General features: G+C 64.6%; 20 protein-coding genes and 1 pseudogene. 13 read left to right on the top strand and 8 right to left on the bottom strand.

Annotated elements, in window-relative coordinates; translation table 11 throughout:
• Nucleotides 1-54: 54 nt before the first annotated feature.
• The 4 genes from FFS12_RS17200 to FFS12_RS17185 are packed head-to-tail and all read left to right on the top strand — an operon-like array spanning nt 55 to nt 3,797.
• Nucleotides 55-1,449, top strand: a complete 1,395-nt coding sequence (locus FFS12_RS17200) for an MFS transporter (RefSeq protein WP_137888622.1) — start codon at nt 55-57, stop codon at nt 1,447-1,449.
• Between the two features lie 9 nt (nt 1,450-1,458).
• Nucleotides 1,459-1,962, top strand: a complete 504-nt coding sequence (locus FFS12_RS17195) for a single-stranded DNA-binding protein (protein ID WP_137888620.1) — start codon at nt 1,459-1,461, stop codon at nt 1,960-1,962.
• A 22-nt stretch (nt 1,963-1,984) separates the two neighbouring features.
• On the top strand, nt 1,985-2,869 hold the full coding sequence (locus tag FFS12_RS17190) for a sugar nucleotide-binding protein (RefSeq protein WP_137820066.1): 885 nt from the start codon (nt 1,985-1,987) through the stop codon (nt 2,867-2,869).
• Nucleotides 2,862-3,797 (top strand): NAD-dependent epimerase/dehydratase family protein, encoded by a 936-nt coding sequence (locus FFS12_RS17185; protein ID WP_137888618.1) that lies wholly within the window; start codon nt 2,862-2,864, stop codon nt 3,795-3,797. Before FFS12_RS17190 ends, FFS12_RS17185 begins: the two co-directional genes overlap by 8 nt.
• Nucleotides 3,798-3,854: 57 nt before the next feature.
• Here the strand turns inward: FFS12_RS17185 and FFS12_RS17180 are convergent, their stop codons facing one another.
• From FFS12_RS17180 to FFS12_RS17160, 5 genes are all read right to left on the bottom strand, one after another.
• Nucleotides 3,855-4,523: an OmpW family protein gene (locus FFS12_RS17180; RefSeq protein WP_137888616.1), complete on the bottom strand. Its 669-nt coding sequence runs from the start codon at nt 4,521-4,523 to the stop codon at nt 3,855-3,857.
• Between the two features lie 132 nt (nt 4,524-4,655).
• Nucleotides 4,656-5,189 (bottom strand): DUF3299 domain-containing protein, encoded by a 534-nt coding sequence (locus FFS12_RS17175; RefSeq protein ID WP_137888614.1) that lies wholly within the window; start codon nt 5,187-5,189, stop codon nt 4,656-4,658.
• 10 nt (nt 5,190-5,199) lie between these two features.
• Complete coding sequence (locus FFS12_RS17170; protein WP_137888612.1) at nt 5,200-6,465, bottom strand: ABC transporter permease; 1,266 nt, start codon at nt 6,463-6,465, stop codon at nt 5,200-5,202.
• 1 nt (nt 6,466) lies between these two features.
• Nucleotides 6,467-7,177 carry an ABC transporter ATP-binding protein gene (locus FFS12_RS17165; RefSeq protein WP_137888610.1) on the bottom strand — a complete coding sequence of 237 codons (711 nt, stop codon included), beginning with the start codon at nt 7,175-7,177 and terminating at the stop codon, nt 6,467-6,469.
• Nucleotides 7,178-7,307: 130 nt separating this feature from the next.
• Nucleotides 7,308-7,913 (bottom strand): DUF2796 domain-containing protein, encoded by a 606-nt coding sequence (locus FFS12_RS17160; RefSeq protein ID WP_137888608.1) that lies wholly within the window; start codon nt 7,911-7,913, stop codon nt 7,308-7,310.
• Between the two features lie 134 nt (nt 7,914-8,047).
• Here FFS12_RS17160 and FFS12_RS17155 point away from each other — a divergent pair, with 134 nt between their 5' ends.
• Nucleotides 8,048-8,383, top strand: coding sequence for a hypothetical protein (locus tag FFS12_RS17155; RefSeq protein WP_137888606.1), 336 nt, complete (start codon nt 8,048-8,050; stop codon nt 8,381-8,383).
• Nucleotides 8,384-8,437: 54 nt separating this feature from the next.
• On the opposite strand, the gene trxA is transcribed toward FFS12_RS17155, so the two are convergent.
• The 3 genes and pseudogenes from trxA to FFS12_RS17140 all read right to left on the bottom strand — a co-directional run bounded on the left by trxA (nt 8,438) and on the right by FFS12_RS17140 (nt 10,496).
• Nucleotides 8,438-9,310: a thioredoxin gene (trxA, locus tag FFS12_RS17150; RefSeq protein WP_137888604.1), complete on the bottom strand. Its 873-nt coding sequence runs from the start codon at nt 9,308-9,310 to the stop codon at nt 8,438-8,440.
• Nucleotides 9,311-9,410: 100 nt separating this feature from the next.
• Nucleotides 9,411-10,068: pseudogene (locus FFS12_RS17145) on the bottom strand (methyltransferase).
• Complete coding sequence (locus FFS12_RS17140) at nt 10,065-10,496, bottom strand: hypothetical protein (protein ID WP_137820076.1); 432 nt, start codon at nt 10,494-10,496, stop codon at nt 10,065-10,067. The pseudogene FFS12_RS17145 and the gene FFS12_RS17140 overlap by 4 nt, the downstream one beginning before the upstream one ends.
• A 124-nt stretch (nt 10,497-10,620) precedes the next feature.
• Between FFS12_RS17140 and nrdR the strand changes: the two genes are divergently transcribed.
• From nrdR to FFS12_RS17100, 8 genes are all read left to right on the top strand, one after another.
• Nucleotides 10,621-11,085, top strand: a complete 465-nt coding sequence (gene nrdR, locus FFS12_RS17135) for a transcriptional regulator NrdR (protein ID WP_137820077.1) — start codon at nt 10,621-10,623, stop codon at nt 11,083-11,085.
• Nucleotides 11,085-12,224 (top strand): bifunctional diaminohydroxyphosphoribosylaminopyrimidine deaminase/5-amino-6-(5-phosphoribosylamino)uracil reductase RibD, encoded by a 1,140-nt coding sequence (gene ribD / locus FFS12_RS17130; protein WP_137888602.1) that lies wholly within the window; start codon nt 11,085-11,087, stop codon nt 12,222-12,224. The genes nrdR and ribD overlap by 1 nt, the downstream gene beginning before the upstream one ends.
• 46 nt (nt 12,225-12,270) lie before the next feature.
• On the top strand, nt 12,271-12,933 hold the full coding sequence (locus tag FFS12_RS17125) for a riboflavin synthase (RefSeq protein WP_137888600.1): 663 nt from the start codon (nt 12,271-12,273) through the stop codon (nt 12,931-12,933).
• Nucleotides 12,934-12,949: 16 nt separating this feature from the next.
• A complete protein-coding gene (gene ribBA / locus FFS12_RS17120; RefSeq protein ID WP_137888598.1) occupies nt 12,950-14,044 on the top strand; it encodes a bifunctional 3,4-dihydroxy-2-butanone-4-phosphate synthase/GTP cyclohydrolase II in 1,095 nt (364 codons plus the stop codon).
• Between the two features lie 139 nt (nt 14,045-14,183).
• Nucleotides 14,184-14,660, top strand: a complete 477-nt coding sequence (gene ribE, locus FFS12_RS17115) for a 6,7-dimethyl-8-ribityllumazine synthase (RefSeq protein ID WP_137888596.1) — start codon at nt 14,184-14,186, stop codon at nt 14,658-14,660.
• Nucleotides 14,657-15,154 (top strand): transcription antitermination factor NusB, encoded by a 498-nt coding sequence (gene nusB, locus FFS12_RS17110; RefSeq protein WP_137888594.1) that lies wholly within the window; start codon nt 14,657-14,659, stop codon nt 15,152-15,154. Before ribE ends, nusB begins: the two co-directional genes overlap by 4 nt.
• 19 nt (nt 15,155-15,173) lie before the next feature.
• The gene (thiL, locus tag FFS12_RS17105; RefSeq protein WP_137888592.1) at nt 15,174-16,142 is read left to right on the top strand and encodes a thiamine-phosphate kinase; all 969 of its coding nucleotides are present in this window, start codon (nt 15,174-15,176) and stop codon (nt 16,140-16,142) included.
• Entirely contained in the window at nt 16,135-16,623 is a 489-nt protein-coding gene (locus FFS12_RS17100) for a phosphatidylglycerophosphatase A (protein WP_256657406.1), read from the top strand. The genes thiL and FFS12_RS17100 overlap by 8 nt, the downstream gene beginning before the upstream one ends.
• Nucleotides 16,624-16,748: the final 125 nt, after the last annotated feature.

The raw sequence follows: 16,748 nt of genomic DNA, 5'->3' as shown, positions 1-16,748 counted from the left end.
GCGAGGGTGAGACGGGGCTGGTAGAATCGCTGCGCATTTTCAAGAGGTTCTTCCATGCACGATCCGCACAGCGAACGCATGAGTGGTAGCGAGACCCGCGCGGCAAGCGGGCTGGCGCTGGTGTTCGCGTTCCGTATGCTCGGGATGTTTATGGTGCTGCCGGTGCTGGCCACCTATGGCATGGATCTGGCGGGCGCCACGCCAGCGCTGATCGGCCTAGCGATCGGCGCCTACGGCCTGACCCAGGCGTTCCTGCAAATCCCCTTCGGGGTGATTTCCGACCGTATCGGCCGGCGCCCGGTGATTTATCTCGGCCTGCTGATTTTCGCCGCCGGCAGTGTGCTGGCGGCGAATGCGGATTCCATCTGGGGGGTGATCGCCGGGCGCGTGCTGCAAGGCGCCGGGGCGATCTCGGCCGCAGTCATGGCGCTGCTCTCCGACCTCACGCGCGAGCAACACCGGACCAAGGCCATGGCCATGATCGGCATGAGCATCGGCCTGTCCTTTGCGGTGGCGATGGTGGTGGGGCCGTTGCTGACTCGCGTCTTCGGCCTCTCCGGGCTGTTTTGGGCCACTGCGGGCATGGCGTTGCTGGGGTTGGCGATTGTCGCCTGGCTGGTGCCGCGCTCAGACGGGCCCTTGCATCATCGCGAGTCTGAGCTGGCGCGCGAGGCGCTGGGCGCGACACTGCGGCATCCGGACTTGCTGCGGCTGGATCTCGGCATCTTCGTGCTGCACGCGATTCTGATGGCCAGCTTCGTCGCGTTGCCGCTGGCGTTGGTGCAGGAGGCCGGGTTGCCCAAGGAGCAGCACTGGTGGGTGTATCTGACGGCGCTGTTGATCAGCTTTTTCGCGATGATCCCGTTCATCATCTATGGCGAGAAGAAGCGTCAGATGAAGCGCGTCCTGCTGGGGGCGGTCACGGTGTTGCTGCTGTGTGAGCTGTTCTTCTGGCAGTTTGGCGGCAGTTTGCGCGCGCTGGTGCTGGGCACCGTGGTGTTTTTCACCGCGTTCAACCTGCTGGAAGCCTCGCTGCCCTCGCTGATCAGCAAGGTGTCGCCGGCGGGCGGCAAGGGCACCGCGATGGGGGTGTACTCCACCAGTCAGTTCCTCGGCGCGGCGGTGGGCGGCATTCTCGGTGGCTGGTTGTTTCAGCATGGCGGGCTGGGGGTTGTGTTCCTGGGTTGCGCTGCGCTCTGCGCGCTCTGGCTGGCCTTTGCTGTTACTATGAACGAGCCTCCGTATGTCACTAGCCTGCGCTTGCCATTGTCATCTGTAGCTGTGCGTGATGCTGGTTTAGTCGAGCGTTTACTGGCGGTGGCCGGAGTAACGGATGCTGTGGTGGTGGCCGAGGAGGCTGCCATCTATATCAAATTGGATACCGAACAATTGGATCGCACGTCCCTTGAGCGCCTGATCGAAGCGGCGCCGGCACGTGCTGAAGCCTAGGAGAACGTTATGGCCCGTGGGGTTAACAAAGTCATCTTGGTCGGAACCTGTGGCCAAGATCCAGAAACGCGCTACATGCCAAATGGCAATGCCGTCACCAACCTGAGCCTGGCTACCAGTGAGCAGTGGACCGACAAGCAGAGCGGGCAAAAGGTCGAGAAAACCGAATGGCACCGTGTTGCGCTGTTCGGCAAAGTCGCCGAGATTGCCGGTGAATACCTGCGCAAAGGTTCCCAAGTGTACATCGAGGGCAAGCTGCAGACCCGCGAGTGGGAAAAAGACGGGATCAAGCGTTACACCACCGAAATCGTCGTCGACATCAACGGCACCATGCAATTGCTTGGCGGCCGTCCAGACAACAGTGGCGACTCCGCCCCGCGTCAGCAGCGCCCGCAACCGCAGCGCGAGCCGCAACAGCAGGCCCCACGGGAGTCGCGTCCGGCACCGCAGCAGCAACCGGCGGCGCAACCGGCGCCGAACTACGACAGCTTCGACGACGACATTCCGTTCTGATCGACGGAGCTAGCCGGACCTTATGCGTATGCGCCTGATGCTACTGGGCGGTGGTAATGCTCTTGGGCAGGCGCTGATTCGCCTGGGCGCCGAGGAAGACATTGGCTTCCTCGCGCCGCGCCCACCGGAAGGGGGCTGGGATGCCGCCAGCCTGACCCAGTTGCTCGATGAAACCCGCCCCGATGCGCTGATCAATCTCGCCTACTACTTCGACTGGTTCCAGGCCGAAGTGGTCAGCGAAGAGCGCTTTGTGGCCCAGGAACGGGCGGTCGAGCGTTTGGCTGAACTGTGTCAGCATCACGCTATTCGCCTGCTGCAACCGTCCAGCTATCGGGTGTTCGACGGCTCGCGCGCCACCGCCTACAGCGAGAAGGAAGAGCAGGTTCCGCTCGGGTTGCGTGGGCAAACGCTCTGGCGGATCGAGCAGAGCGTGCGCGCGGCCTGTCCGCGGCATGTGTTACTGCGCTTTGGCTGGTTGCTCGACGAAAGCGTCGACGGTCTGCTCGGGCGCTTTCTCAGCCGCGCCGAGCAGGATGCCGAGTTGTTTCTAGCGGACGACCGGCGTGGTAATCCGACTCCGGTCGATGATGCCGCGCGGGTGATTATCGCCGTGTTGAAACAGCTGGACTGCTTGGCGCCGCTGTGGGGCACTTACCACTACGGTGGCTACGAGGCGACCACGTCGTTGGCGCTGGGCCAGGCCGTTCTGGCGGAGGCCCGGGCCTTCCGAAGCTTACGGGTGCAAGAGATCAGCCCGCAGGCCCATGCGGCCCGCCCAGATGCCGCCGATGAGCCGCAACATGCGGTGCTGGCCTGCAAGAAAATTCTGCATACCTTCGGCATCAAGCCGCGTGCTTGGCGGGCTGGGCTGCCGAGCCTTCTGGATCGTTATTATCGTCATGTCTAATTCTGGCCCTATTTTGGTCACTGGTGGAGCCGGCTTTATCGGCTCGCATCTGGTCGATGCGCTGCTCGCCAAGGGTTATGCCGTGCGCGTGCTGGATGATCTGTCGACGGGCAAGTCGGGCAACCTGCCGCTGGGAAACCCGGCGCTGGAGCTGATAGTCGGTGATGTCGCCGATGCGGCGCTGGTGCTGCGGGCGGTCGCCGGCTGCCAGGCGGTGGTGCATCTGGCGGCGGTGGCCTCGGTGCAGGCTTCGGTGGACGATCCGGTCAGCACCCACCAGAGCAATTTCGTCGGCACCCTGAATGTGTGCGAGGCGATGCGCCAGCACGGCGTCAAGCGGGTGCTGTTCGCCTCCAGCGCGGCGGTGTATGGCAACAATGGTGAAGGCCAGGCGATCGATGAAGACACGCCCAAGGCCCCGCTGACGCCTTATGCGGTGGACAAGCTGGGCAGTGAGCAGTACCTGGATTTCTATCGTCGCCAGCATGGCCTGGAGCCGGCGATCTTTCGCTTCTTCAATATCTTCGGGCCGCGCCAGGATCCGTCCTCGCCCTATTCCGGGGTGATCAGCATCTTTATCGAGCGTGCGCAGCAGGGCCTGCCGATCACGGTGTTTGGCGATGGTGAGCAGACTCGCGACTTCGTCTATGTCGGCGATCTGGTCGGGCTGCTGTTGCAGGCGCTGGAGTTGCCGACGCTCGAGGGGGGCGCGGTGAACGTCGGTTTGAACCGTGCCACTAGCCTCAACCAGCTGTTGGCCGAGATCGCCGGAGTGCTCGGTGGCCTGCCGCAAGTGAGCCATGTGGCGGCCCGTGCCGGCGATATTCGTCATTCGCGGGCGAACAATCGGCGCCTGTTGAGCCGTTACCGCTTCCTCGAGCCGACGCCTATGAGTGTTGGCCTGGCGCGCTTGCTGGGGCGTGACTAAGCCTTAATGCAGGCAGCAAAAAAGCCGGCGCGTGATTCGCCGGCTTTTTTATCCACATCAGAATTTGTAACCGAGGCCAACCATATACACCCAGGGGTCGACATCCACGTTGACCTTGACCTGGGTGTCGCCCAGATAAGCCGTGGCCGTGGTGTCGATATCCACGTACCAGACCGCGGCGTTCAACAGCAGTTGCTCGGTCAGCATCAGGTCGAGCCCGGCTTGCAGGGCCAAGCCCATCGAGTCGTCCAGGTCCAGGTTATTGAAGCCTTGCGACTTGCGTGCGCTGGTCAGGTCTTCGTCGAAGAACAGCGTGTAGTTCAGGCCGGCGCCGACGTAGGGCTGGACCTGGGACTTTGCAGCGAGCGGGTAGTACTGCAGGGAAAGGGTCGGCGGCAGTTGTTTGAGGTCGGCCAGTTTGCCGTCCAGTGCGCCGAGACCTTTGACGCCGACGCTGTGCTGGAAGGGTGTGGCGGCCAGTAGTTCGACCGCAACATGGTCGCTGAGCATATAGGCGGCGGTCAGGCCGAGCTGGGTGTCGCTATCCAGCGTGGCCTGGCTGCCGACGACCTTGGCGCCGGCGATGGCCAGGTTGGAGCTGTCCTCATGGGGATCGGTGCTGGCGGCGCCGGCGCGGATGATCAGGTCGCCCGCTTGATGGGCCTGGGCCATGGGGGTGGCGAGGGCCAGTGCGAGCAGCGACGCGGCAAAGAGAGACTTGTGCATTAAGGGGTCCTTAACATTGAACGGGTTGGCTGAGTTCAATGTTAAGGAGCGCCTGCGGCGCCATCTTGATCCAGAGCAAGGCTTGCCGAATCTGCGTGCTAACGGGCTCTTACTTTTCGGCAATGCTCAGCGTTAGCTGTCGGGCATCTCGTAGGGATAGATCTTGCTGGCGTCCATCTGATAACCGGCCTCCGCCAGTTCGCTGCTGCTGGCTTGCACTTGCAATGGGCCTTCGATCCAGAACGGTTGATACAGGGCATCCATCAACACGCCCAGTTCGCTGGTGACGTGGACGATCTGATTGGACGGCGGTGGCGGCACGTGGATGCAGGCGCCGAAATAGGGCACCAGGAGAAACTCGGTGACGCGGCCTTCTTCGGTGACATCCAGGGGCACTATGTAGCCGGGCAGTTTCACGTCCTGGCCATCCAGGGCTTTGACCACCGGTGCGGCAGGCGACTGTTGCGTGGCCGCCGGAGCGGACTCGGCAGCCAAGGCATCGGCCAGTTGCGAGAGGTCATGGAGCGGCGCTTGCGCTTGGGGGGCCGCCGGTGCGTCCGCCGGAATCAATTCCGACCAGGTCAGCTCGCGCACCTGCGCCGCCTCGACGTGCAGGGCCAGTGGGGTCGCCAGTAACAGCGCAAGGGTCAGTGAGCGGCGCAACATCAAGCGATCCTCATATGCGTATGGACAGGCCATCGGCCAGCGACTGCCGATAGGCGCGCCAGGCCGGCACACAGCCCATCAGCAGGGCAGTGGCCAGAATAGCGCCGAGCAGCGTCCACTCATAGCGGCTCGGCAGCGCCAGCGGCAGATAAAGGCCGTAATTGGCCTGCACATAGCCTTGGGCGCTGGCGATGCCGACGTAGAGCAGCAGCGTACCGAGCAGCACGCCAACGAAGGCCAGGGCAAACGCTTCCAGCACCAGCAGGCTAGCGATATGCCAGGGCCGCGCGCCGACCGAACGAAGGATCGCCATCTCGCGGCGCCGCTCATTCAGGCTGGTCAGAATGGCCGTGAGCATGCCAATCAGCCCGGTGATCACCACGAACAGCGAGACCACGAACAACGCCTTCTCTGCGGTGCCCATCAGGCTCCACAGCTCTTGCAGGGCTACGCCAGGCAGGATCGCCAGCAGCGGTTCGCCACGAAACTCGTTGATCTCGCGCTGCACGCTGAAGGTGGCGATCTTGCTGTTCAGCCCCAGCATGACCGCGGTGATGGCTTGTGGAGTCAGGTCCATGGTGCGCGCCTGCTCGGCGCTGAGCCGCCCGGCGCCTTGCGCCGGCACACCGCCCTTCCAGTCGATATGCAGCGCCTGCATGCCGCCCAGGCTGATATGCAGGGTGCGGTCTACCGGGGTGCCGGTGCGTTGGAGGATGCCGACCACGGTGAAGGGTTTGTCGTCATGCTTGACCAGGCTCACCGTCGCCACGCCGTGGGCCAGCACGATCTGCTCGCCGAGCCGGTACTTGAGGGCGGCGGCCACTTCGGCACCGAGGACCACCTCGAAGGGGTCGCTCGCGAAGGCCCGGCCCTGCGCCAGCTGCAGGGCTTGCCCGCGGCCGTAATGGTAGTGCTCGAAGTAGGCCGTGCTGGTGCCCATCACCCGGTAGCCGCGATGGGAGTCGCCGAGGGACAGCGGAATGGCCCATTTCACCCGCGGGCTGTGGGCGAAATGCTCGAAACTGTCCCAGCGAATATTGTTGGTGGCGTTGCCGATCCGGAACACCGAATACAGCAACAGGTTGATCGAGCCCGAGCGGGCGCCGACGATCAGGTCGGTGCCGCTGATGGTGCTGGCGAAGCTGGCACGCGCCTCGCTGCGCACCCGCTCGACGGCCAGCAGCAGGCAGACCGACAGGGCGATGGCGAACACGGTGAGCCAGGCGGTAAAACGCCGATTGGCCAGGCTGGCCATGGCCAGGCGAAACAGATACATCTCAGACCTCCACTGGCATGGCTGCGCGATTGAGTTCGGCCAGCGACAGGTGGCGATCGAACAGCGGCGCCAGACTCTGGTCGTGGCTGACGAACAGCAGGCTGGCACCGGCCTCGCGACATTCGGCGAACAGCAGCTGGAGGAAGGCTTCGCGGGCGTCGGCATCCAGCGCCGAAGTGGGTTCGTCGGCGATCACCAGTTCCGGCTGGCCGATCAGCGCGCGGGCGGCGGCAACCCGCTGCTGCTGGCCGATGGACAGTTCGTCGGCGCGGCGCGCCAGCAGGTTCGGGTCCTTCAAGCCCAGGTGCGCGAGAAGGGTGGCGGCGGCCTGATCGACACTGCCGTGGCGCTGCTTGGCGCGGCGGGCGCGGAGTTTGGAGAAGTGGCAGGGCAGCTCGACGTTCTCGCGTACCGAGAGAAACGGCAGCAGGTTGAATTGCTGAAAGATGTAGCCGGTGTGATCGACGCGAAAGTGATCGCGCGCGCCCGCGGACAGCGCCGTCAGCTCCTGCCCGAGCAGGCGGATGCTGCCGCGATTGGGCTTCTGCACGCCGCCGAGCAGACCGAGCAGGGTGGTCTTGCCGCTGCCGCTGGGGCCTTTGAGGAACAGGGTTTCCCCGCGCTCCAGGCGGAACGCCGGAATATCCAGAAGCTCCGCGTGGCCAGGCCAGGCGAAGCCGAGGTCGGAAAGCGCTATCAGGGCTGGGGTCATGGCTGAGGTCATCAATAAGTGGCCGGATTGCCCCGGCCGATCTTCAGGCGTTGAGTAGTAAGAAAACGCAGTACAGGTTCTTTTGATTCGGGCTGTTTTAAGCGCCTAAGTCTAATAAAGGACAGTGCCTTTAAAAACTCAGGGTGGCGTGTTCTGCCGTGGCTTCAACGCCCTGCTGGCCCTGTGGGCCGATCAGTTGTACCTGAATCTTGTGGGTGGCGGGGAAGCGTTTGAAGACTTCGCGCAGATCGAGGGTTTTCAGCGCCGCCGGCTCGGTGCAGCTGAACCGATAGTGCGCGTGAATCTCGCTGTGCTGATCTTCGTGCTGGTGCTCCGCCGCTTCACCTTTGGCGTGCTCGTCATGCTCATGCTCATGCTCGGCATCCGGCTGGTCGCCGAACAGCGGGCTTTCCAGTTCCTGTCTGGTCACTGTGCAACCGGCGGCGGCCGGCAGGCTGAACAGGGTCAGCGGCTGTTCCAACTTGGCACGGGCAGCGGCGACTGTGGCTAGGTCGGCCGGGCTTTCGGCCGCGTGTTCGAAGCCCAGCAGATTCATTGCGGGGTTTTCCAGTTCCAGCTCCAGGATCTTGCCATCCAGCGCCACATTCAGGTGGCCGGCGCCATGCTCGTGGGCGCCCAGGCTGGCGTGTTCCGCATGTTCGTGCTCATCGTCATGGGCGTGAGCGCTGGCCTGGGGCAGCAGGGCAAAAGGCAGGGCGAGCAGCAGGCGGCGCATGAACAATCTCCGGGGCGGACAAGGCGAAACGGCAACGTTGTTACGTTATAACAACTTTTATATGCTGACTAGCCCTGCTTGGCGGCGAGCGATGCGCGTGGGAGCATGACGACAGTGAATTCGAGGGTGTTTCTATGCTGCGCATTCGTGGACAGATCGGCGAGTGGCCGGTCGATCTGACGCTGGAACTGGGAGACGAGGACTGGGCGCGCCTGGCCGAGTTACCGCGCAAGGCTGCAGCCGTCGAGCCGCCCGGCGCGCAGGAGCCGCAGGGCGAGGGGTTCTGGCCGACGGCGCAGGAGTTGCTGCGCAACGCCGGGCAAATGGAGGGGCCGGATTTATTGGCGGAGTTGCAGGCACTGACTGGCAGCGCCGCGGCCAGCAAGCGCCTGCTGGTGCGGCTGCGGCATTGCCCGCAGGTGCAGTTGGAAAACGGCGCGGATGCGCCGCTGTATCGCTGGGTGGGGTAGGGCACTCGGGTTCGCTTTTGCCTCTGTGCCGCGGCCTCGCCTCGCTTGGGTCGATCAATACAACGCCTGGTACAGCTTGCGCCGGTAGTGGGCGACCAGCGGATGCTCGTTACCCAGCAGGTCGAACACCTGCAGCAAGGTCTTGTGCGGCAGGCCCTCGGCGTAGCCGCGGTTGCGGATGAATAGGCGCAGCAAGCCGTCGAGTGCCGGCTCGTATTGCTGGCGGGCCAGTTGCTGCACGGCCAGCTGATAAACCGCTTCATCATCTTCGGCGTTTTGCGCCAGGCGGGTTTTCAAGCTGGCGACTTCCGGCAGATCGGCGGCTTGGCGCAGGAAGGTCAGTTGCGCACGGGCGCTGGCCAGGGCTTGTTTGTGCCCATCGCCTTTCACTGCGTCCAGCACGTTTTGCGCTTCGCTTAACTCGCCACGTTCGGCCAGGCAGTGCGCGTACAGAATCAGTGCGGCGGGCTGCTCGCTGTCTTCGCTCAGCAGCTGTTTCAGCAGGCTTTCGGCGTCGCCGATGCGGCCTTCGGCGAATAGCGCCTGGGCGCTTTCCAGCGGATCGGCGGCGGGCGGCGGCGGTGCCTGGACGTGCGGCTCGAGGATCGCGCGGATCGCCGACTCCGGCTGGGCACCGGTGAAGCCATCGACCGGCTGACCATCCTTGAACAGCACCACGGTCGGCAGGCTGCGGATGCCGAAACGGGCGACGACGTCGGGCTCGAGATCGCAATTGACCTTGGCCAGCAGCAACTCGCCGCGGTAACCCTCGGTGATCTGCGCCAGCAGCGGCATCAGCGCCTTGCAGGGGGCGCACCAGTCCGCCCAGAAATCTACCAGCACCGGTTTGTGAAAGGAGTTCTGGATTACCAGTTGGTCGAAGCTGGCCGTGCTGACGTCGAAGATGTAGGGCGTGTCCTGGCTCATCGGAATTCTCGAAAACGCGGAAAGGGTTGGCGCGCAAGGGCGCTCACTGCTGAGTGGCTGCAACTATAAGTGGGGATTGCGTGGCGCGAAAGCCAGCGCTTCAGTCGCGCGAAGCGTGATACAGGCTGACCTGGCGGAATTCGGCGGGCTCTTGCCAGGTCCGGCCAGGTGCAGGCTTCGACTATATCCAGGCGCCGATACCGCGGGTGCTGAAAGTCGCGCACTCGCGAGTCGGCCACCAGCGCGTGCTTGCCGCGCGTGAGGAACTGATCCAGCAGCGGCAGATTGGCGCGGTCGTAGAGCACGTCGGCGACCAGAATCAGGTCGAAGCGGTCGGCCTCGGCAAAGAAATCCAGCGAGTAGCTCAACTCCACGCCGTTCAGTTCGGCATTCGCCCGACAGGCCGCGATGGCCAGCGGGTCCAGATCGCAGGCCACTACTTCGGCGGCGCCGGCCTTGGCCGCGGCAATCGCCGCGACGCCGGAGCCCGCGCCGAAATCCAGCACGCGTTTGCCGCGCACCCACTCCGGGCGTTCGGCCAGCCAGCGCGCCAGCACCAGGCCGCTGGCCCAGCAGAAACACCAGTACGGCGGCTCTTCGAGGATGCGTCGGGTTTCCTCGGGGCTGAAGGCACGATCCATATTGGCGGCGTCGATCAGCCAGAGTTTCAGGGTGGTGCCGGGCAAGGTTTCGGCGACTAGCTGGGCATCGCCGAGCAGTTCGCCGAGGGCCGCTTGCAGCGTGCTGGGCGCCTTCATGGTGCGCTCTCGAAGCGCAGTTCGCCGAGCGCCTGGCTGGTCGCGGACTGAATGCGTAGCGGCGGCAGGCGCAAGATCAGTTGTGCCGAGCGGCTGACTCTGCCGCGCAATTCGACGCGCGCGCCGGGCGGAAAAGACTCGGGGTTGAAGCGCAGGCTGAAGCGCAGCGTCGCGCCGTTACCGCTCAGCGTGATATTGCCGAGCAGGCGCTGTGGGCGGTTGCGCTCATCGATCACCAGCAGTGCCAGTTCCACATCGCCGCCGGCCGGTACATCGAGCAGGCTGCCGCTCAGTTCGCGCAGGTGGGCCGGCAGCGGTGTCGCCGTGGCGGCTGCCTTGGCGGGTGCTGGCAGCGGCGCGGGCGCTTTACTCGTGCAGGCGGCGAGCAGGCCAAGGGCGATGAGCAGAGCAAGCGGGCGCAGCAGCATGGGGCGGTTCCGTTACGACAAGAGCAATTTAAGGTGCGGGCGCCTATATACCGCAAAGCACGTGGCTTGTCTTGCCAGTGGGATGCGCTACCATGGGCCTCCTTTTTTCTGCTGCCTGCTATCTATGCACTGTCCCTTCTGCGGCGCCAATGACACCAAGGTTATTGACTCGCGTTTGGTCGCCGAGGGCGAGCAAGTGCGCCGTCGGCGCGAATGCCTGGCCTGCGAAGAGCGCTTCACCACCTTCGAAACCGCCGAGCTGGTGATGCCGCGCCTGATCAAGCAGGACGGCAGCCGCCAGCCCTTCGACGAAGACAAGTTGCGCGCCGGCATGCAGCGCGCGCTGGAGAAGCGCCCGGTCAGTATCGAGCGCCTGGAAGCGGCGATCGCCCATATCAAGCACAAGCTGCGCGCCGCCGGCGAGCGCGAGATCAAGTCGCTGGTGCTGGGTGAGCTGGTGATGGGCGAGCTGCAGAAGCTCGATGAAGTCGCCTATATCCGCTTCGCCTCGGTGTATCGGCGCTTTCAGGATCTCAACGAGTTCCGCGAGGAAATCGACCGGCTGTCCCGCGAGCCGTCGAAAGAGTGATGAGCCCTCCCGATCCGGCCGTTCTCGACCCGCAATTTATGGCCCGCGCCCTCGAACTGGCCCGCAAGGGCCTGTATTCCACCCATCCGAATCCGCGGGTCGGCTGCGTGATAGTGCTCGACGGGCAGATCGTCGGCGAAGGCTGGCATGCCCGCGCCGGCGAGCCACATGCGGAAGTGCATGCCTTGCGCCAGGCGGGTGCTAGAGCCCGTGGCGCCACCGCCTACGTCACCCTGGAACCCTGCAGCCATCACGGGCGTACGCCACCCTGTGCCGCTGCCCTGGTGGAGGCCGGTGTTACGCGGGTGGTGGCGGCCATGCAGGACCCCAATCCGGAGGTCGCCGGGCGTGGCCTGCTGCGGCTGATGCAGGCCGGCATCGCGGTGCAGAGCGGCGTGCTGGAAAGCGAAGCGCGGGCGCTGAATGCCGGTTTTATCAAGCGGATGGAGCACGGCCTGCCGTTCGTGCGGGTGAAGCTGGCGATGAGCCTGGACGGGCGCACCGCCATGGCCAACGGTGAAAGCCAGTGGATTACCGGGCCCGCCGCGCGTGCCGCGGTGCAGCGCCTGCGCGCCCGCGCCAGCGTGGTGCTGACCGGTGCCGATACGGTATTAACCGATGCGGCGCGCTTGACCGTGCGCCCGGATGAACTGGGTCTGAATGCGGAATTGACCGCGCTGGCCATGACCCGCCCGCCGCTGCGGGTGCTGGTCGACGGGCGCCTGCGCGTGCCGCTGACGGCACCGTTTTATCAGGCCGGTGCGGCCTTGGTGGCGACCTGTGCGGCGGCCGCGGCGCGGGAGCGCTTCCTCGAGGAAGGCCACGAGTTGCTGGCAATCCCGGGCAGCGATGGGCATGTCGATCTGCGCAAGTTGCTCACCGAGCTGGCTGCGCGCGGGGTCAACGAAGTGCTGGTGGAAGCCGGTCCGCGCTTGGCTGGGGCGTTTGCCCGGCAAGGGCTGGTGGATGAGTATCAGTTGTTCGTCGCGGCCAAGTTTCTCGGCTCCAGTGCGCGCCCCTTGCTCGATCTGCCCTTGGCGCGGATGGCCGAGGCGACGCCGTTGAAAATCATCGAGATGCGTGCGGTCGGCGACGACTGGCGGATCATTGCCGTGCCGACAGCGGCAGGCAGCGTATAATTCCCGGCCCGCGCCCGGCGTGGGTTAAGTGCTCGTGGAGGATCTTATGTTTACCGGCATTATCGAAGCCCTCGGCACCATCCGCGCGCTCAGCCCGAAAGGCGGCGATGTGCGCGTCTATGTCGAGACCGGCAAGCTGGATCTGGCCGACGTCAAGCTGGGTGACAGCATCGCGGTGAACGGCGTGTGCCTGACCGCGGTGGAGCTGCCGGGCGATGGCTTCTGGGCCGACGTCAGTCGCGAAACCCTGGCCTGCAGCGCGTTTATCGACCTCAAGGCTGGCAGCAAGGTCAACCTGGAAAAAGCCCTGACCCCGAGCAGCCGCCTGGGCGGTCATCTGGTCAGTGGCCATGTCGATGGCGTCGGTGAAGTGCTGTCTCGCGAGGATAAGGCCCGCGCCGTGCAGTTTCGCATTCGTGCCCCGCGTGAACTGGCCAAGTACATTGCCCTCAAGGGCTCGATCACCGTCGACGGCACCAGCCTGACGGTGAACGCGGTGAATGGCGCCGAGTTCGAGCTGTGCATAGTGCCGCACACCCTAGGCGAGACCATCATGGCCGACTACCGGCCGGGGCGGCAGGTCAACCTCGAAGTGGATTTGCTGGCGCGTTATCTGGAGCGCTTGTTGCTGGGCGACAAGGCTGCCGAACCCAAGGCCTCGGGCCTGACCGAAAGCTTTCTGGCCGAACACGGCTACCTCAAACACTGAATTGAAGGGACGCCCCATGGCTCTCAATAGCATCGAAGAACTGCTTGAAGACATCCGTCAGAGCAAGATGGTCATCCTCATGGATGACGAGGATCGCGAGAACGAAGGCGACCTGATCATCGCCTCCGAGTGTGTGCGAGCCGAGCACATCAACTTCATGGCCAAGCATGCCCGCGGCCTGATCTGCATGCCGATGAGCCGCGAGCGCTGCGAGCTGCTCAAGCTGCCGCTGATGGCGCCGCGCAATGGCTCCGGTTTCGGCACCAAGTTCACCGTCTCGATCGAGGCGGCGCAAGGGGTCACCACCGGCATCTCAGCCGCCGACCGGGCGCGCACCGTGCAGGCGGCGGCGGCACCCGGCGCGAAAGCCGAAGACATCGTCAGCCCCGGGCATATCTTCCCGCTGATGGCCCAGCCCGGTGGCGTGCTGGCGCGTGCCGGGCATACCGAGGCGGCCTGTGACCTGGCGCGGATGGGCGGTTTCGAGCCGTCCGGGGTGATCTGCGAAATCATGAACGACGACGGCACCATGTCCCGGCGTGCCGAGCTCGAGGCGTTCGCCGCCGAGCACGGGATCAAGATCGGCACCATCGCCGACCTGATTCACTACCGCCTGATCCACGAGCGCACGGTCGAGCGCATCGCCGAGCAGCCGCTGGACAGCGAGCTGGGCCACTTCAACCTGGTCACCTACCGTGACTCGGTGGAAGACGCCGTGCACATGGCGCTGACCCTGGGCAAGATCTGCCCGGAAGAGCCGACCCTGGTGCGCGTGCACAACATGGAGCCGCTGCGCGACCTGTTTATGGTCAAGCAGCCGGGCCGTTGGAGCCTGCGTGCGGCCATGGCCAAGGTGGCGGAAGCCGGTAGCGGTGTGGTGCTGCTGTTGGGTAATCCGCTGACCGGCCCGGACTTGTTGGCGCACCTGGAGCGCCAGTTGGGTAGCGAACCGAAGATTACCAATCCGACCACCTACAGCACTGTCGGTGCCGGCTCGCAGATTCTGCGCGACCTCGGCGTGCGCAAGATGCGCCTGCTGAGCTCGCCGATGAAGTTCAACGCGATATCCGGTTTCGACCTGGAAGTTGTAGAATATCTGCCCTCTGAATAAAGGCTGCGCTACGGCTACACCAAGAGGTGTGGCTTTGAGAGAGATCGTGAGGGTCTTTCTCGCCAAGCTCAGCCCCGACAGGGCGCCGATCCGCGCCCTGGCTCTTTAATAGATTTGCTCTTTTAAGACGAGAACGCCCATGACCCTGAAGACCATCGAAGGTACTTTCATCGCCCCCAAAGGCCGCTACGCCCTGGTGGTCGGCCGCTTCAACAGCTTCGTGGTTGAAAGCCTGGTGAGCGGCGCCGTTGACGCGCTGGTTCGTCATGGTGTGAGCGCAAGCGACATCACCATCATCCGCGCGCCGGGTGCCTTCGAGATTCCACTGGTCGCCCAGAAAGTCGCCCAGCGCAGCGAATATGACGCGATCATCGCCTTGGGCGCGGTCATTCGTGGCGGCACGCCGCACTTCGAATACGTCGCCGGGGAATGCACCAAGGGCCTGGCTCAGGTGTCCATGGAGTTCGGTGTGCCGGTGGCCTTCGGCGTCTTGACCGTCGACTCCATCGAACAAGCCATCGAACGTTCCGGCACCAAGGCCGGCAACAAAGGCGCCGAAGCCGCACTCTCCGCTTTGGAAATGGTCAGCCTGCTGGCGCAGTTGGAGGCCAAGTGATTAACGACGAAGACGACACCTTCAACCCGCCCGCCGAAAAAGGCCCGAACGCGCCCACCGGCAAGATCGCGGCGCGCCGACTGGCTCGCAGCCTGGCCATGCAGGCGTTGTATCAGTGGCAGCTAGCCGGTCAGGCGATCAACGAAATCGAGGCGCAATTTCGCGTCGACAACGATTTTACCGCGGTGGATGGTGCGTACTTCCGGGAGATCCTCCACGGCGTACCGGCGCATAAGACCGAGATCGACGAGGCCTTCGCGCCTTGCCTGGATCGTCCGCTGGAAGAGCTCGATCCGGTTGAACTGGCGATTCTGCGCCTGTCGACCTTCGAGCTGCTCAAGCGCGTAGATGTGCCGTACCGCGTGGTGATCAACGAAGGCATCGAGCTGGCCAAGGTCTTCGGCGCTACCGACGGACACAAGTTCGTCAATGGCGTGCTGGACAAGTTGGCGCCGCGCCTGCGCGAAGCTGAAGTCCGCAGCAACAAGCGCTAACTCGTGTGCAGCCTGCCGCGTGGGTGAATTCGAGCTGATCCGCCACTACTTCGCCGCGGCGCCCTGTGCGCAGGCCGGCGAAGGCGTGGTGCAGGGCATTGGCGATGACTGTGCCTTGTTGGCCGTGCCGGCGGGCGAACAGCTGGCGATTTCCACCGACACCCTGGTTGCCGGGGTGCATTTCCCTGATCCTTGCGATCCTTTCTTATTGGGCCAGCGCGCGTTGGCGGTAGCGGCCAGTGATCTGGCGGCGATGGGCGCCACGCCTATCGGCTTCACCCTGGCCTTGACCTTGCCGCACGCCGAACCCGTTTGGCTGGAGGGTTTTGCTCGCGGTCTCGATCATATGGCGCAAGGCTGCGGCCTGACGCTGCTGGGTGGCGATACGACCCGCGGCCCGCTGAGTTTGACCCTCACCGTGTTCGGCCGGGTGCCGGCCGGTCAGGCGCTGACGCGCAAGGGCGCTCAGCCGGGTGAATTGCTCTGTGTCGGCGGGCCGCTGGGCGATGGCGCGGCGGCTTTGCCGCTGGTGCTCGGTCGGCAGCAGGCGGCGGCGGAGATCGCCGCGCCGTTGCTGGCGCGCTATTGGTCACCGCAGCCGCAGCTGGGCCTGGGGCTGGCCTTGCGCGGTAAGGCCTCGGCGGCGCTGGATATTTCCGACGGCCTGCTGGCGGACTGCGGGCATATCGCCGCGGCCTCCGGCGTCGCGTTGCGGGTCGAGCGGGACCAGCTGCCATTGTCCTCGGCCGTGCGGGCGTTGCTCGATGAGGCGGCGGCTTGGCAGTGTGCGCTCAGTGGCGGTGATGACTACGTACTGGCCTTCACCTTGCCGGCGGAACACCTGTCGGCATTGCAGGCGGACGGCTGGCCGATCCAGGTGATTGGCCGGGTCGACGTGGGGCAGGGCGTGCAATTAGTGGATACGGCCGGTCAGGCCATCACCCCGCCGGCGCGCGGCTATCAACATTTTGGGAGCGGCGGTGACTGATTCAATCAGCAAGGCGCCGCCTTCGGTATGGCGCAACCCCTGGCATTTCCTCGCCTTTGGCTTCGGCTCCGGCACCTTGCCGAAAGCGCCGGGGACCTGGGGTTCGTTGGTGGCGCTGCCATTCATTCCGCTGTGGCAACTGCTGCCGGATTGGGGCTATTGGCTGATGCTCGGGGCAACCATGCTGTTCGGCTTCTGGCTGTGCGGCAAGGTCGCCGATGACCTGCGCGTGCATGACCACGAAGGTATCGTCTGGGACGAAATGGTCGGCATGTGGATCACCCTCTGGCTGGTGCCGGAAGGCTGGCAGTGGCTGCTGCTAGGCTTCCTGGTGTTTCGCTTTTTCGACATCATCAAGCCCTGGCCGATCCACTGGATCGACCGGCATGTGCATGGCGGCGTCGGCATCATGCTGGATGACGTGCTGGCCGGGGTCTTCGCCTGGCTGACGATGCAGTTTGTGATCTGGGGCGTGGCCTGAGGGAACGGCTTATGCGTGACTTCTGGCTATGCTCGGCGCTCAAGAGCTGTTTGCTCGGCGCCTGGCCCAGTTGGTAAACACCGCTAATCGGCGTCGGCTGTACGCCCGTTGGCGGCAACCCTAGC

It is taken from the genome of Pseudomonas sp. 2FE (genome assembly GCF_005503735.1).
Lineage (GTDB): Bacteria > Pseudomonadota > Gammaproteobacteria > Pseudomonadales > Pseudomonadaceae > Aquipseudomonas.
The sequence above is the reverse complement of the archived record's forward strand: the minus strand, read 5'-3'. Positions and strand labels throughout refer to the sequence as shown.